This window comes from Nonomuraea sp. NPDC049625, from assembly GCF_040675285.1.
GTDB classification, from domain to species: Bacteria; Actinomycetota; Actinomycetes; order Streptosporangiales; family Streptosporangiaceae; genus Nonomuraea; species Nonomuraea angiospora_A.
This window is the reverse complement of sequence record NZ_JBFAOQ010000013.1, coordinates 346572-360444: the sequence shown is the minus strand read 5'-3', so window position 1 is coordinate 360444 and position 13873 is coordinate 346572. Positions and strand designations below refer to the sequence as shown.

Below are 13873 nucleotides of genomic sequence, written 5' to 3'. Positions count from 1 at the left end.
TCCCCCATGCGCGTGTTGGTTACCGGGGGTGCCGGGTTCATCGGGTCCAATCTCGTCGATCGCCTCCTCGCCGAGGGGCATGAGGTCGACGTGGTCGACGACCTGTCATCGGGGTCCAGGGAAAACCTGGCAGAGGCCGCCTCCAGCGACCACTTCCGGCTGCACGTGCTCGACGTGCTCGACCCCGCGCTGACCGGCCTGGTCGCGGAGCTGCAGCCGGAGGTCGTCTGCCATCTGGCCGCGCAGATCAGCGTGCGCAAGAGCGTGGCCGAGCCCAGGCGCGACGCCCGGATCAACGTCGAGGGCACCGCGTCCGTGCTCGCCGCGGCCCACGAAGGGCGGGCCCGCAAGGTGCTGTTCGCCTCGTCCGTGGCCGTCTACGGCAGGCCCGGCACGATCCCCGTGCCCGGCGACGCGCCCACCGACCCGCGCTCGCCGTACGCCGCGTCGAAGCTGAGCGGCGAGACGTACCTCGCCGCGTTCCGCGCGCTCCACGGCATCGAATACACCACTCTGGTGCTCTCCAACGTCTACGGCCCGCGCCAGTCGCCCGAGGGCGAGGCGGGCGTGGTGTCGATCTTCACCGACGCGCTGCTCAGCGGCACGCCCACGGTCGTCTACGGCGACGGCACCCAGACCCGCGACTACGTCTACGTCGAGGACGTGGTCGACGGCTTCGTCCAGGCGCTCGGGCAGCGTGGCGACGGCCAAAGGTTCAATCTCGGCACCGGCATCCAGACCACCGACCGCCGCCTCCACTCGCTCATCGCCGACGCGGCGGGCGCCCAGGACAAGCCCGGGTTCGCGCCGCCGCGCGTGGGCGACCTGCCCGCGATGGCGGTCGATCCGGTGCCGGCCCACGAAGGGCTCGGCTGGCAGCCGCGTACGGACCTGCCGACAGGTGTGAAGAAAACAGTCGAATGGGCCCGAAATCGTCGCGTGAAGTAGTGGCTTGATTACGCTTTGCTTGCGATTTCCGACTCCGCCCATGCGGCGACGTCGTCTTCTGTAGCGTTGAACCCCAGAACTCGACGTGGAGGCATGTGGATGTTCAAGTCTATGGTCGCCCGACTGCTCACGGCCGTCGTCATGCTCACTCCTGTGGTCATGCTGATCGCTGGGGGAGTGCTTCCCCCAGGGGTGTCCTGGACCTGATGTCCGTAGGGGGCCGCAATGCGTGATCTGCCGTGGCCTGCAAGGGTCTATCTGGTCGCCGTGATCGGCGCGGCGGTCGCTCTCATGGTGCGCAGCGTCATGGTCTCCGGGGCCCCCGTGGCCCCGGAGGACCTCGACGTCCTTCTCGTGCTCGCCCTGCTGTTCCTGGTGTGCGAGTCGATGCCGACGCTGCTCAACGTGGAGCAGTTCGCGGTGTCGGTCAGCTTCTCCGCCTCGCTGGCGGCGGTGGTGCTGATCGGGCCCGACGGCGCGGCACTGGTGGGGCTGACCGCGATGGTGAGCGTGCGGCCCGGGCTGCCGCTGATCAAGCGGCTGTTCAACGGGGCGCAGTTCGCCATCTGCGGCTACGTGTCCGGGTGGGTCTACGAGGCGCTCCACGGTCAGGTCGGCGTGCCCCAGGTCAACGCCTTCGACGATCTCATCGGCCCCTACGCCGCCGCCATGGCGGTCTTCGTGCCGCTCAACATCGTGCTCACGCTGACCATGATCGGGCTGGCCACGCGGGTGCGGGCCACGGAGGTGCCGCTGCGCGGCATGGCCCAGTTCCTGCTGTCCTATCTCGGGTACGGCACGTTCGGGCTGCTGGTGGCCGGGCTCTGGGCGACCGTGCAGTCGATCTCGGCGGTGCTGGTGCTGCTGCCGCTGTTCGTGGCGCGGTGGGCGTTCGGCCAGTATCACGCGCAGCAGCGCTCGTACGACGCCACGATCGCCGCGCTCTGCCAGGCCGTCGAGACCAAGGACTACTACACGCGGGGCCACTGCACGCGGGTCTCGCTCGCCTCCTCCATGATCGCTCAGGAGATCGGCATGGGTCCCGAGCGCGTACGGGCCATCCGCTACGCGGGCATGCTGCACGACGTGGGCAAGCTCGGGGTGCCCACCAAGGTGCTGCAGAAGGACGGGCCGCTCACCGAGGAGGAGTTCGCCGCGATCCAGCTCCACCCCATGCGGGGCCTGGAGATCGTACGCGGCATCGGCTTCCTCGACGAGGCCTACGCCGGGATCATGCACCACCACGAGCGCCACGACGGCACCGGCTACCCGATGGGGCTGGCAGGTGACGAGATCCCCGAGTTCGCCAAGGTCATCGCGGTGGCCGACGCGTTCGACTCGATGACCTCCGACCGGTCCTACCGGGGCGCCAGGCCCGTCCCGGAGGCGCTCGAGGAGCTGCGCAAGACCGCGGGCACCCACTTCGACCCGGTCATGGTCGCGGCCTTCATCCGGGTGCTCGACCGGGAGCCGTGGCAGCCGCCGCGCAAGGTCGAGGCGCCGCCGCCCGACGAGACCCCGATCAAGGACCACGACGACCCGACCATGCCCATCGAGGTCGTGACCGGACAATGATCACCACGGAGCGCCCGAGGCGCGCAGAACGCTCTGCGAACACGGTCTTCCGCCGGCTCGACTCCGGCCAGCTGCTGCTCATCTGCGCGGCGGGGCTGGTCGCGATCGCCGGCGTCGCCCACACCGCGGCCGTCGGGCTCGATCGCACGGAGATCGCGGTCGGGTTCGGGGCGCTGATCGCGGTCGGCGAGCTGGCCAGGCTCACCATGCCGGGCAACAGGGAGGTCGCGCCCATCGGCGCCGCCGCCGCGCTGGGCTACACGCTGCTGCTCGACCTCAGCCAGAACCCGCTGCGCCACTCGGCCCTGCAGGTGGTCGCCGTGATCGCGGTCGGCATGGCGGCCGGCGCGCTCCCGCACCTGGCGGTCGGCCGCCCGCCGCGGCTGGACGCGATGGCGCGGCGGCTGCTCACCGGCGCGCTGCTGGCCTTCGCGTTCCGGCCGCTGGCCGACCCGCTCTACCTGCTGACCAAGCCGCCGACCAGCACCTGGTGGCCGGCCCTCGCGGTGATGGTCACGCTCATCGCGATCACCTTGCTGATCGACGTGCTGATCGCCGCGCTGCTGCGGGCCGAGCGGCTGCGCACCTCGTTCCGGGTGGCCGTGCGCGACGAGGTCAACATGGCCTTCCCGCTGGGCGCGGCCGTGGCCTCGTCGGGCGTGCTGCTCGCGCTGGCCACGCACAGCATGGACCTGGTGGCGCTGCTGGTGTTCGCGGCGCCGCTGCTGGTCACGCAGGTGGCCTTCAGGAAGTACGCCGGGATCCGCGCCACCTACCTGCAGACCGTACGCGCGCTGTCGCGGGTCACGGAGGTCGGCGGCTACGTCGAGCCCGGCCATTCGCGCCGGGTGAGCCGCCTGGCCGTGGCGATCGGCAGAGAGCTGGGCATGTCCGAGCCCGAGCTGCTGGAGCTGGAGTACGCCTCGTTGATGCACGACATCGGCCAGCTCTCGCTGCGCGACCCGATCCCCGGCGGCGCCACCGTCCTCACCGAGCCCGACCAGGCGCGGCGCATCGCCGAGCTGGGCGCCGAGGTGATCAGGCAGACCGGCGTGCTCGACCGGGTCGCCGACGTGGTGCGGCGCCAGTGCGATCCGATCACCGACGACCCGCCCCTGTCGAGCCGCATCATCAAGGTCGCCAACGCCTACGACGACCTGGTGGGGCCCTCGACCGACCGCGACCGCGCGGGGGCCGCGCTGGAGCGCATCCGGCTGTCGTCGGGCAGCGCGTACGATCCCCACGCGATCGAGGCGCTCACCCGGGTGATCGACCGCGGGCGGGTCTAGCCCGTACGGAATTGTGGGGTTCCTACAGATCATGATCGCCGGATCGGTGGTTTAGGGGGAAGGAGCCGCGGCGGTCGCGGCTTTAGTGTGGTCGGCGTGTTAATTGAGACGCTCGGACCCGTTCTGGTCGCCAACCGAGGGGAGATCGCGCGGCGGGTCATCCGCACGGTCCAGCGGCTGGGGCTGCGTGCCATCGCCGTCCACTCGGAGGCCGACGGCGACCTGCCGTTCGTACGGGAGGCCGACGAGGCCGTGCTGATCGGTCCGGCCGACCCCGCGCAGAGCTACCTCGACGCCGACAAGGTGCTGGCGGCGGCCCGCGCGACCGGCGCCAAGGCGATTCACCCGGGTTACGGGTTCCTCGCGGAGAACGTCGCGTTCGCCAGGGCCGTGATCGACGCCGGGCTGGTGTGGATCGGTCCCGCGCCCGAGGCCATCGACAAGATGGGCGACAAGATCAACGCCCGGAACCTCATGGAGAAGGCCGGCGTGCCGGTCGCCGCGGGCACCCGCGAGCCGGTCACCGACCTGTCGCTGGCGCTCAAGGCCGCCGACGCCATCGGCTACCCGGTCATGGTCAAGACCGCGGGCGGCGGCGGTGGCATCGGCATGAGCGTGGCCCACGACGACGAGGGCCTGGCCAAGGCGTTCGAGCAGGCGGCCAGGGCGGCCGCCAGGTTCTCGGGCGACGCGCTCGACGGGCCGGCCGTGCTGCTCGAGCGCTACATCGAGCGGGCCCGCCACGTCGAGGTGCAGATCCTCGGCCTGCCCGACGGCCGGGTCGTGGCCCTGGGCGAGCGCGACTGCTCGGTGCAGCGCCGTCACCAGAAGGTCGTCGAGGAGTCGCCGTCCCCGGGCATCACCCCCGAGCTGCGCGAGCGCATGCTGGCCGCCGCCGTGCGCGCCGGCGAGGCCGTCGGCTACCTCGGCGCGGGCACCGTCGAGTGCCTGGTCGACGCCGACCAGCAGGACTTCGTGTTCCTGGAGATGAACACCCGGCTGCAGGTGGAGCACCCGGTCACGGAGCTGGTCACCGGGCTCGACCTGGTCGAGCTGCAGCTGCGCGTCGCGGCCGGCGAGAGCCCCGAGGTGCGGCCCGCGACCACCGGGCACGCGATCGAGTTCAGGGTCTACGCGGAGGATCCCCAGCGGTTCTTCCCCGGACCTGGCACGATCACCGCATGGGTGGAGCCGGACGGAGCGGGCGTACGCGTCGACTCCGGTTACGCGGCGGGCAACACGGTCACCCCGTTCTACGACCCCCTGCTGGCCAAGCTCTGCGTCCACGGCGAGACCCGCGCCGACGCGCTGGAGAAGGGGCGCAAGGCGGTGGACGCGTTCGTCGTCGAAGGGCCCAAGAACAATCTGCCGTTCTGCGCGGAGCTGCTGGACAACGCGGAGTTTGTCACTGGTGTCTACGACACTGGTCTGGTTGGGCGGATGCGGGCCTAAGGTGAGTACATTGATGACAGAGGGGAGTTCCGGTGGCTGAGGTACGCGCTGAGATGGTCGCGAACGTCTGGAAGGTCGTCGTCAAGGAGGGCGACACCGTCTCCGACGGCGACACGCTGGTCATCCTCGAGTCCATGAAGATGGAGATCCCGGTGCTCGCCGAGGAAGACGGCGTCGTGGCGCAGGTCAAGGTGGCCGAGGGCGACGTGATCCAGGAAGGCGACCTGATCGCCGTCATCCAATAGTAGGTCGCCGTGTTCTAGCCAGGAACTTGGCGCGGTCGACGACGATGCGTTCGATGGTGCCGCGGCCCACGACGGCGTGTTTGTCGTGGGCCTCGAAGGCGAAGACCAGCCGCCGCCCGTCGACCTCGGTGAGCTCGACGCCGATCTGCACGTGCGTGCCCAGCGGGCTGGCGGCCAGGTGTTCGAGCTCGACCCTGGTGCCGACCGACGTCTCGCCCGGCGCGAGGTGCTTGTCCAGGGCCTGTACGGTCGCCGCTTCGGCCAGCGCGAGCAGCCGCGGCGTGGCGAGCACCGGCACGTCCCCGCTGCCGACCTTCTTCGCGGTGTCCTCCACCTCGACCATGATGAGCAACTGGGCGCGCAGACCCGGAGCGAGCGTCATGGGGTCAGCCTACGGCGGTCGCACCTGTCCAACGGGTCAGCTGACTTCCCGGAAACGCGGACAAGTGCGGGCATAAGGCCCCAGGATAGGGTGTGGTACGGCTTAAGACATTTGAGTGGCATGTGAAACAGGTGGGTCGTACACTCTCTGAGTTCCGTGACCACTGTGTGACCTGTCCGCGACGAAAGTTCGCTTTGTTGGAGCCGCGGGGTGCAAGAGGTTACTGGTGTAGGGGGGTAACGGGGGAGTCATGGTGGCCCAAGGAACGACGCTGGCGGGGCGGTATCGGCTGGACACCCGCATCGGCGCCGGCGGCATGGGCGAGGTGTGGCGCGGAGAGGACATCGTCCTGGCCCGCACCGTCGCCGTAAAGGTGCTGCTTCCCGGTCGTACGCAGGACCCCGGATTCGTCGCTCGCTTTCAGGGGGAAGCACGGGCGATGGCCACGATCAACCACAGCGGCGTCGTCGACGTCTACGACTACGGCATCAGCGGCGACACCGTCTACCTGGTCATGAAGTTCGTCGACGGCGAGCCGCTCGACCGGCTGCTGGCCAGGCTGGGCAGGATCCCGCCGCAGGCGGCCATGGAGCTGATCGCGCAGGCCGCGTCGGCGCTGCAGGCCGTGCATGATCAGGGGATCGTGCACCGCGACGTCAAGCCGGGCAACCTGCTCGTGCAGCGCGACGGCACGCTGGTGCTGACCGACTTCGGCATCGCCCGCTCCGACCTGGCCAACCGGCTGACCGACGCCGGCATGGTGCTCGGCACGGCCGCCTACTGCGCCCCCGAGCAGGCCGAGGGCGCCCCTGTCACGCCCGCGGTCGACATTTACGCACTCGGCGTGGTCGCGTACGAGTGCCTGGTGGGGCAGCGGCCGTTCGACGGCGACAGCGCGGTCACGATCGCGCTCAAGCACATCCGCGAGGCCCCGCCGCCGCTGCCCGCCGACATCCCCCAGGCCGTGCGCACGCTGGTCGAGGTCGCGCTGTCGAAGGACCCGGCCAGGCGCTACCCGACCGCCAGGGCCATGAGCGAGGCGGCCAAGGCCATCGCGAGCGGGCAGGCGCCCGCCCAGATCCCCGAACAGCCGGCGCCGGCCACCGGGGCCACCATGGCGCCGCCGCTGGAGGCGTACCAGACGGGTGCCCATCAGGCGCGTCCCGCCGAAGAGACGACGACCATGGCCGACCGGCGCCCGGGCGGCCGCCGCGCGGCCAAGGCGCCGCGCAGGACCGGGCTCATCGCGGGCATCGCCGTCGCGGCGGTGCTCGGCGCGGGCGCCACCGCGGTCGCGCTGACGGGCATGACCCCCAGCGGGCCCGCCCCGACGAGCACCGCCTCGTCGGTGGCCAACCAGAGCAGTCCCAAGCCCCCCAAGACCAAGCCCCCGAAGACCCACGTGGAGGAGCCGACCCCGAACCCCGAGCCGACGACCGAGAGGCCGAGGCCCGTGGAGACCGAGGAAGCCAAGCCGCCGACGAAGACGCCGACCAAGACGCCCTCCAGCACGCCGAGCGTCACCAAGACGCCGACCAAGACGCCCACGAGCACCCCGACGTCGGACGTCAAGAGGGCACGCGTGCCCAAGGTGGTCGGGATGCCGTTCCTGCAGGCGCAGGAGATGGTCGAGGCGGCGGGCTTCGAGGAGATCATCCCCGATGACCGGACCTCCACCTCCAACGGCATGCGCTGTGGCAAGGTTGTCCGGACCGTGCCGGGTGCTTTGACGGTGCAGGAGGTGACCAAACCGGTCACGCTGGTCATCGTCGACGGCGTCTGCCCGGAGGACAGCACCGGCAGCCCCTCGCCCAGCGCCACGCCGAAGTCGTAGGTCTCACACCCCCGTGGTGCTGCGGGGGTAGGCGATCTGCGGGTCGGTGGCGATGTTCACCATGTACGGGATGCCGGAGTCGAACGCCCTGCGCAGCGCCGGCCCGATCTCCGACGGCTTGGTGACCAGCTCGCCGCCTCCGCCCAGCGCGGTCACGACCTGGTCGTAGCGGCACTGCGGCTGGAGCTCGGCGGCCACGTCGTAGCCGTACAGGAGCTGCATGGGGTGCTTCTCCAGGCCCCAAATGCCGTTGTTGCCGCAGATCATGACGACGGGCAGCTTGTGGCGGACGAGGGTGTCGACGTCCATGAGCGAGAACCCCGCGGCGCCGTCGCCCAGCAGCAGCACCACCTGCGAGGACGGCCTGGCCAGGCGGGCGGCGACGGAGTAGCCCAGCCCGGTGCCGAGGCAGCCGTACGGGCCGGGGTCGAGCCAGTTGCCCGGCTGCTTCGGCTCGACGTACTTGCCCGCGTAGGAGACGAAGTCGCCGCCGTCGCCGATCACCACGGCGTCGTCGGCCAGGACCTTGCCCAGCTCGCCGTACACGCGCATGGGGTGGATCGGGTCGGAGCCGGAGGCCAGCAGCTCGGCGTCGCCCGCGATGGCCGCGGCGGCCGTGTCGGCCAGCTTCGACACCCAGGAGGCGTACGCGTCGGGTTTGACCCCGGCGTCGCCGCAGGCGGTGCCGAGGCTCCAGAGCACCACGGACAGGTCGCCCGCGGCGGACGCGGCCGGCTGCATGTGCGTGGCCAGCTGCGAGGGCGCGTCGGCGATGTGGACGACCCGGGCCAGCGCGTCCTTGCTGCCGAACCAGCCGTAGCCCAGGCGGAAGTCGAGCGGCGTGCCGATCACGATGACCAGGTCGGCCTGCTTGAGGGCCAGGCCGCGGGCCCGTGTGACCAGCAGCTCGTGGCCCGAGGGCAGGACGCCGCGGCCCTGGCCGTTGGGGATGACCGGCAGCCGCCACGTCTCGGCGAAGTCGCGGGCGGCCTCCTCGGCCCGGTCCATCCACACGTCGGACCCGTAGACCAGCACGGGCCGCTCGGCCTCGGCCAGCAGCCGCGCGATGGCGGCCAGGTCGTCGGGGTCGGGCTCGAGCGGCGACGGCGTCTGCGTCCGCACCTCGTGCGTGGGCGAGGGGGAGAACAGGTGGTCCATGTAGAAGTCGAGGAAGACCGGGCCGCGGTGGGGTGCGACCGCGGTGCGGAAGGCCATCTCGACGTCCTGGCCGATGGACTCGGCGTCGGTCGCGGTGAACGACAGCTTGGTGATCGGCTTGAGCAGCGGCGGGTGGTCCAGCTCCTGGAGGGCGCCGCTGCCCCAGCGCGACTGGGGCGCCCGGCCGCCCATGACGACGACGGGGGAGCCGTTGAAGTGGGCGGTCGCGACGCCGCTGACGCCGTTGGTGATGCCGGGGCCCGCGGTCAGGACGGCCAGGCCCGGTCTTCTGGTCAGCCGGGCGGTCGCCTCGGCGGCGAAGACCGCGCTCTGCTCGTGGCGTACGTCGAGGATGCGCATGTCCTCGTGTACGGCGCCGTCGTAAAGGGGGAAGACGTGCCCTCCCGACAGCGTGAACATGGTCTCGACACCGTAGGCCTTGGAAACGGCGACAGCGGCGTCACCGGCGTGCTTCGCAGACTCCATGCCGGGAACTTACCAACCAGTCACCAGAGTAAACAGATCTTAAGGATCTTCAGTCGCAGCAGACGGACACCCTGCCCTTCGGCGCCCGTACGACGATCTTCCGCGGTGAGGTGGGGTTCCGGGCGACGTCGACATCGGTGTCGTTCCCCTCCACCGTCATGTCGTAGGCCGTCCTCGGCAGGTTCAGGCTGACGTCGCCCGCCGTCCGCACCACCGCGTTGACGGTCGTGGGGGCGCTGACGAAGGACAGGTTGACGTCCCCCGAGCCGATCTCCACGTCGGCCGCCTCGACGTCGAGCTCCGTGGCATCGACGCTGCCCGTGCCGCTCCTGGCCCAGAGGGTGCCGGAGAGGTTGTCGACCTGGACGTCGCCGGCGACGGAGGACAGGCGGACCTTGCCGAAGAGATCGGTGACGCTGAGCCGGCCGTTGCCCGTGCCGGCCTCGACGTCGGTCTCCGGCGGCACGTAGATCACGTAGTCGGCCCAGCAGACGGGGCCGTTCGGCTGCTCGCCGCCGGGGCAGACGGCGTCGAGCCGCAGGGTGCTGGAACGGACGTCCCAGTCCTCGGTGATGGTCGGCCGGTTCCTCGACCAGCGCAGCGACCTCGCGATGAGCAGCTCGCCCGCCCTGCCCGGCAGGATGCTCAGGTCGACCTGGGAGCCCTTGCCCGCCTTGATGCGTACGTTCTTGTGCTCGAAGGCGATGGACCGCTGCGTGTTCTCCTCCGGCATCCTGGCCCGCGCGACCCCGCGCCAGAGCCCTCCGACGGAGAGCAGCAGGGCGAACGCGGTCGCCACCGCGCCCGCCGCCAGCCAGGCGGCTCTCACGGCAGGCTCCTGATCTTGAGGAACTGCAGGACGGCCAGCACGCGCCGGTGGTCGCCCTCGGCCGGCGACAGGTCGAGTTTGCTGAAGATGTTGCCGATGTGCTTGCCGACCGCCCCTTCGCTGAGCACCAGGGACTGGCCGATGCCGGCGTTGGAACGGCCCTCGGCCATCAGCTGGAGCACCTCGTGCTCCCTGGGAGTGAGCCGTTCGAGCGGGTCGCTGTTGCCGCGCAGCAGGAGCTGGGCCACCACCTCGGGGTCGAGCGCGGTGCCGCCGGCGGCCACCCTGCGCAGCGCGTCGATGAACTCCGCCACGTCCGCCACCCGGTCCTTGAGCAGGTAGCCGACCCCGCCCGTCGCGGCGGAGGCGAGGAGCTGGGCGGCGTAGCGCTCCTCGACGTACTGCGAGAGCACCAGGACGGCCAGGCCCGGCTGCTGGCGGCGCAGCACGAGCGCGGCCCGCAGGCCCTCGTCGGTGTGCGTGGGCGGCATCCTGACGTCCGTGATGACCAGCTCGGGCTTGTGCTCCGCGGCGGCCCGCAGCAGCCCCTCGGCCTCGTCCACGGCCGCCACCACCTCCATGCCGGAGGCGTCCAGGAGCCTGATCAGCCCCTCGCGCAGCAGTACGGAATCCTCCGCGAGCACTACTCGCACGGCAGGTCCACCTCGATCGTCGTAGGGCCGCCCAGCGGGCTGGACAGCCGGAGCGACCCGTCCACCGCGTCGATCCGCTGGGCCAGGCCGCGCAGCCCCGTACCGCCGTCCAGCCGGGCTCCGCCGCAGCCGTCGTCGTACACGAGCACGTACAGGCGCTCGCGCTCGCGCCGCACGCTCACCTCGGCCCTGGTGGCCGCCGCGTGCTTGGCGATGTTGGTCAGTGCTTCGGACACGATGAAGAACGCCACCGCCTCGATGGTCGGAGTGGCACGCCGTTCGATGTCGACGTGGAGTTTGACGGGGAACGGCGCGCGGGCGGCCACGCCGGACAGCGCCGCGTCCAGGCCCTGGTCGTTCAGGACGGCCGGATGCAGGCCCCGTACGAAGTCGCGCAGCTCCTTGAGTGCCTGCTTGGCCTCCTCGTGCGCCTGCGCGATGGCCTCGCGGGCCGGTTCGGGCAGGTCGGTCAGAGTGGCCCTGGCCAGGCCGAGGTTCATGGCGAGGGAGACGAGCCGCTGCTGGGCGCCGTCGTGCAGGTCGCGCTCGATCCGGCGGCGCTCGGCGTCGGCCGCGTCGATCACCCCCGCCCGGCTCTCCGTCAGCGTCTCGATCCGCTGGCCCAGCTCCGAACGGCTGGGCCCGAGCAGCGTGCGCGCCACCGACAGGTCCAGCGCCGCCATGCCGCGCGCCAGCACCGGCGCGAGCAGCAGGAGCACGAGCCCGATCGCTATGTAGATCGCCACGACCCTGCCGTCCCTGAGGTCGAACTCCTCGAACTCCATCGGCGGCGGCTGCAACCTCTGCGGCAGGAACGACAGCAACCCCACGATCGCCCCTCCCCACGCCAACGCCACCAGCACCGCGGCCGCGAACCCCACGAACGGCGACAGCAGGTGATAACTGATCTGCCGCCACGTGGCCGGGCTGCGCCAGCTGCTCGGGGAGCGTACGGGCGGGATGTGCGCGCCCAGGAACGCCTCGAACCTGGACCGCTGCACCCTCGTGAACCGCGGCACGCTCCGCATCAGCAGGGGCGGCCACAGGGCCAGGACGAGCGTCAGCCCGCCGAGCAGCACTGCGACCGGGAGACCGATCATCACGTGGGCCGTGTCGAGCCACGCCCGCGCCGACCACGGACGGGGGACTTTCATGGCTCAACGGTATTGAGCAGCGGGTGAGACGCGAAATAGCCCTGGTGTGCTGATGAATGGTGGGGTTTTCCCCACCCTCAGAGCGTCGCCTTGAATCCGGCAGGATCGAACGATCCCCCCAACATCACGCCCAACCCGCTCCGCGCCACCTCGGCGAACTCCTCCCCGCCCATCCCCCAGGCCCCTTCGGGCAGCACCCCGGCCAGCGGCCGCGCGGCCAGCATCTCCAGGTCGCACACGCAGCTCCGCTCGACGATCCCGGGCTCGCCGGGCCAGCGCCCGATGACGATCCCCGTCGGCTCGAGCCCCCGGTTCGCCATCGCCTCCAGGGTGAGCGCGGTGTGGTTCACCGCCCCTCGTCCGGGCCGGACCACGACGAGCACCTGCGCGCTCAGGGCCCGGGCGAGGTCCCCGATGGTCCCGCCGTCCTCGTCGAAGCGCTCCAGCAATCCTCCGGTGCCCTCCACGACCACCATCCGGTTGCTCTCGGCGAGCTCCCGTACGAGCTGCCCCACCTCGGCCAGCGACACGGGCGGCACCCCGGCGACGCGGGCGGCGGCGGCGGGCGGCAGCGGCTCGGCGAACCGCCGCACCTCGAAGGTCGTGCCGACCCCGGACATCCGGATCACCTGATCCACGTCCCCGGCCTCTTCGGGTGCGACCCCGGTCTGCGCGACCTTCACCACGGCCACGGAGGCCCCCCGCCGCCTGGCCAACACGGCCAGCGCCGCCGTCACGACGGTCTTGCCGACCCCGGCGTCGGTGCCTGTGACGACGAGGATGCTCATAGCCCCAGCGTAGGCCAGCCCATCCGCCCGCAGGCGAAGGTCAGGGGCGCCGCAGGCGGGTGACGAACTTGTACCGGTCGCCGCGGTAGAGGGATTGGGCCCACTCGACGGGGTTGCCGTCGGCGTCGAAGGCGTGGCGGGTGAGGAGGAGCATGGGGAGTCCGACGTCGACGCCGAGGGCCTTGGCGTCGTACGGGGTGGCCAGGACGGTCTCGATGATCTCCTCGGCGTCCGTGAGCCGGACGTTGTAGGCGTTGTGCAGCGTCTCGTACAGGGACGCGTGCACCTCGAGCTCCCGCCGCAGCCGGGGGAAGCGGCGCGCGGACAGGTGGGTGGTGTCGATGGAGACGGGCTCGCCGTTGGCCAGCCGGAGGCGGTGGATGCGCAGCACGCGGCCGCCGGGGTTGATGGCCAGGCGCCTGGCCAGGGCCTCGTCGGCGGTGATGTAGCCGATCTCGAGTATTTTGGTGTCCGGCTCCAGGCCCGCCGTGCGCAGGTCGCCGATGTACGAGGTGAGCTGCAGCACCTGCGCCACCTTCGGCTGGGCCACGAAGGTGCCCTTGCCCTGGATCCGCAGCAGCCGGCCCTCCACCACGAGCTCGGTCAGCGCCTGCCTGACCGTGGTGCGGGAGGTCTCGAACCGTACGGCGAGCGTGCGCTCCGGCGGCAGTGCCGCGCCGGCGGGCAGGGTCTTCGTGAGCTCGAGCAGGCTGCGTTTGACGTCGTAGTACTTGGGCACGCGGGGGCTGTCGTCTGTCACGCTCTCACCTTCACTTCTGCCACGGCGGTGAAGGCGTGTCTGATCACCGCGAGATCATCGGAACTCACATCAGCCCGAGCGGTCAACCGCGGGCTGTGGCGGCCGACCGGCACCGGGCGGGCACGGTAGCCGGCGCGCACGGATCCGGGCAGCTCAGGCTGATTGTGAAGGATATCCACAGCGGCGAGCGCGATCGCAACCGAGGCCGGTCCGTGATCCGTGTCAGGGTGGAGCCACCTGCCCGTGTCGATCACCTCCGACTCGTCCCGTCTGCGGTTCGAGCAGCTCTCATGGTGTGACGGTTCTCACAATATGAGATT

General features: G+C 71.0%; 14 protein-coding genes. 6 read left to right on the top strand and 8 right to left on the bottom strand.

Annotation, left to right across the window (positions count from 1 at the left end; all coding sequences use genetic code 11):
- The first annotated feature begins 6 nt into the window (after nt 1-6).
- The 5 genes from AB0J87_RS44040 to AB0J87_RS44020 all read left to right on the top strand — a co-directional run bounded on the left by AB0J87_RS44040 (nt 7) and on the right by AB0J87_RS44020 (nt 5509).
- On the top strand, nt 7-948 hold the full coding sequence (locus AB0J87_RS44040) for an NAD-dependent epimerase/dehydratase family protein (RefSeq protein WP_363976657.1): 942 nt from the start codon (nt 7-9) through the stop codon (nt 946-948).
- 225 nt (nt 949-1173) lie between these two features.
- Nucleotides 1174-2523, top strand: coding sequence for an HD-GYP domain-containing protein (locus AB0J87_RS44035; RefSeq protein WP_363976654.1), 1350 nt, complete (start codon nt 1174-1176; stop codon nt 2521-2523).
- The gene (locus tag AB0J87_RS44030) at nt 2520-3812 is read left to right on the top strand and encodes an HD domain-containing phosphohydrolase (RefSeq protein WP_350729270.1); all 1293 of its coding nucleotides are present in this window, start codon (nt 2520-2522) and stop codon (nt 3810-3812) included. The genes AB0J87_RS44035 and AB0J87_RS44030 overlap by 4 nt, the downstream gene beginning before the upstream one ends.
- Before the next feature lie 96 nt (nt 3813-3908).
- Complete coding sequence (locus AB0J87_RS44025; RefSeq protein ID WP_355205095.1) at nt 3909-5264, top strand: biotin carboxylase N-terminal domain-containing protein; 1356 nt, start codon at nt 3909-3911, stop codon at nt 5262-5264.
- 32 nt (nt 5265-5296) lie between these two features.
- A complete protein-coding gene (locus tag AB0J87_RS44020; protein ID WP_363976649.1) occupies nt 5297-5509 on the top strand; it encodes a biotin/lipoyl-binding carrier protein in 213 nt (70 codons plus the stop codon).
- Here the strand turns inward: AB0J87_RS44020 and AB0J87_RS44015 are convergent.
- Complete coding sequence (locus AB0J87_RS44015) at nt 5499-5891, bottom strand: thioesterase family protein (RefSeq protein ID WP_350729275.1); 393 nt, start codon at nt 5889-5891, stop codon at nt 5499-5501. The two genes, AB0J87_RS44020 and AB0J87_RS44015, sit on opposite strands and share 11 nt — an antisense overlap.
- Before the next feature lie 250 nt (nt 5892-6141).
- Between AB0J87_RS44015 and AB0J87_RS44010 the strand changes: the two genes are divergently transcribed.
- Entirely contained in the window at nt 6142-7725 is a 1584-nt protein-coding gene (locus AB0J87_RS44010) for a serine/threonine protein kinase (protein ID WP_363976646.1), read from the top strand.
- 3 nt (nt 7726-7728) lie between these two features.
- On the opposite strand, the gene AB0J87_RS44005 is transcribed toward AB0J87_RS44010, so the two are convergent.
- The 7 genes from AB0J87_RS44005 to AB0J87_RS43975 form a co-directional block, all read right to left on the bottom strand.
- Nucleotides 7729-9369, bottom strand: a complete 1641-nt coding sequence (locus AB0J87_RS44005; RefSeq protein WP_363976643.1) for an acetolactate synthase — start codon at nt 9367-9369, stop codon at nt 7729-7731.
- A 49-nt stretch (nt 9370-9418) separates the two neighbouring features.
- Nucleotides 9419-10198 carry a DUF4097 family beta strand repeat-containing protein gene (locus tag AB0J87_RS44000; protein WP_363976640.1) on the bottom strand — a complete coding sequence of 260 codons (780 nt, stop codon included), beginning with the start codon at nt 10196-10198 and terminating at the stop codon, nt 9419-9421.
- Nucleotides 10195-10851 carry a response regulator transcription factor gene (locus AB0J87_RS43995; RefSeq protein WP_350729282.1) on the bottom strand — a complete coding sequence of 219 codons (657 nt, stop codon included), beginning with the start codon at nt 10849-10851 and terminating at the stop codon, nt 10195-10197. Before AB0J87_RS43995 ends, AB0J87_RS44000 begins: the two co-directional genes overlap by 4 nt.
- Nucleotides 10842-12005, bottom strand: coding sequence for a histidine kinase (locus tag AB0J87_RS43990; RefSeq protein WP_363976637.1), 1164 nt, complete (start codon nt 12003-12005; stop codon nt 10842-10844). Before AB0J87_RS43990 ends, AB0J87_RS43995 begins: the two co-directional genes overlap by 10 nt.
- Before the next feature lie 77 nt (nt 12006-12082).
- Nucleotides 12083-12793 (bottom strand): dethiobiotin synthase, encoded by a 711-nt coding sequence (gene bioD / locus AB0J87_RS43985; protein ID WP_363976634.1) that lies wholly within the window; start codon nt 12791-12793, stop codon nt 12083-12085.
- Between the two features lie 40 nt (nt 12794-12833).
- The gene (locus tag AB0J87_RS43980; RefSeq protein WP_350729287.1) at nt 12834-13553 is read right to left on the bottom strand and encodes a GntR family transcriptional regulator; all 720 of its coding nucleotides are present in this window, start codon (nt 13551-13553) and stop codon (nt 12834-12836) included.
- The gene (locus AB0J87_RS43975; RefSeq protein ID WP_355205114.1) at nt 13550-13807 is read right to left on the bottom strand and encodes a hypothetical protein; all 258 of its coding nucleotides are present in this window, start codon (nt 13805-13807) and stop codon (nt 13550-13552) included. Before AB0J87_RS43975 ends, AB0J87_RS43980 begins: the two co-directional genes overlap by 4 nt.
- Between the last annotated feature and the right edge of the window lie 66 nt (nt 13808-13873).

Coding starts and splice junctions, on each gene's coding strand:
- AB0J87_RS44040 (WP_363976657.1), top strand. CDS start 7: ATGCGCGTGTTGGTTACCGGGGGTGCCGGGTTCATCGGGTCCAATCTC.
- AB0J87_RS44035 (WP_363976654.1), top strand. CDS start 1,174: ATGCGTGATCTGCCGTGGCCTGCAAGGGTCTATCTGGTCGCCGTGATC.
- AB0J87_RS44030 (WP_350729270.1), top strand. CDS start 2,520: ATGATCACCACGGAGCGCCCGAGGCGCGCAGAACGCTCTGCGAACACG.
- AB0J87_RS44015 (WP_350729275.1), bottom strand. CDS start 5,891: ATGACGCTCGCTCCGGGTCTGCGCGCCCAGTTGCTCATCATGGTCGAG.
- AB0J87_RS44010 (WP_363976646.1), top strand. CDS start 6,142: ATGGTGGCCCAAGGAACGACGCTGGCGGGGCGGTATCGGCTGGACACC.
- AB0J87_RS44005 (WP_363976643.1), bottom strand. CDS start 9,369: ATGGAGTCTGCGAAGCACGCCGGTGACGCCGCTGTCGCCGTTTCCAAG.
- AB0J87_RS43990 (WP_363976637.1), bottom strand. CDS start 12,005: ATGAAAGTCCCCCGTCCGTGGTCGGCGCGGGCGTGGCTCGACACGGCC.
- bioD (WP_363976634.1), bottom strand. CDS start 12,793: ATGAGCATCCTCGTCGTCACAGGCACCGACGCCGGGGTCGGCAAGACC.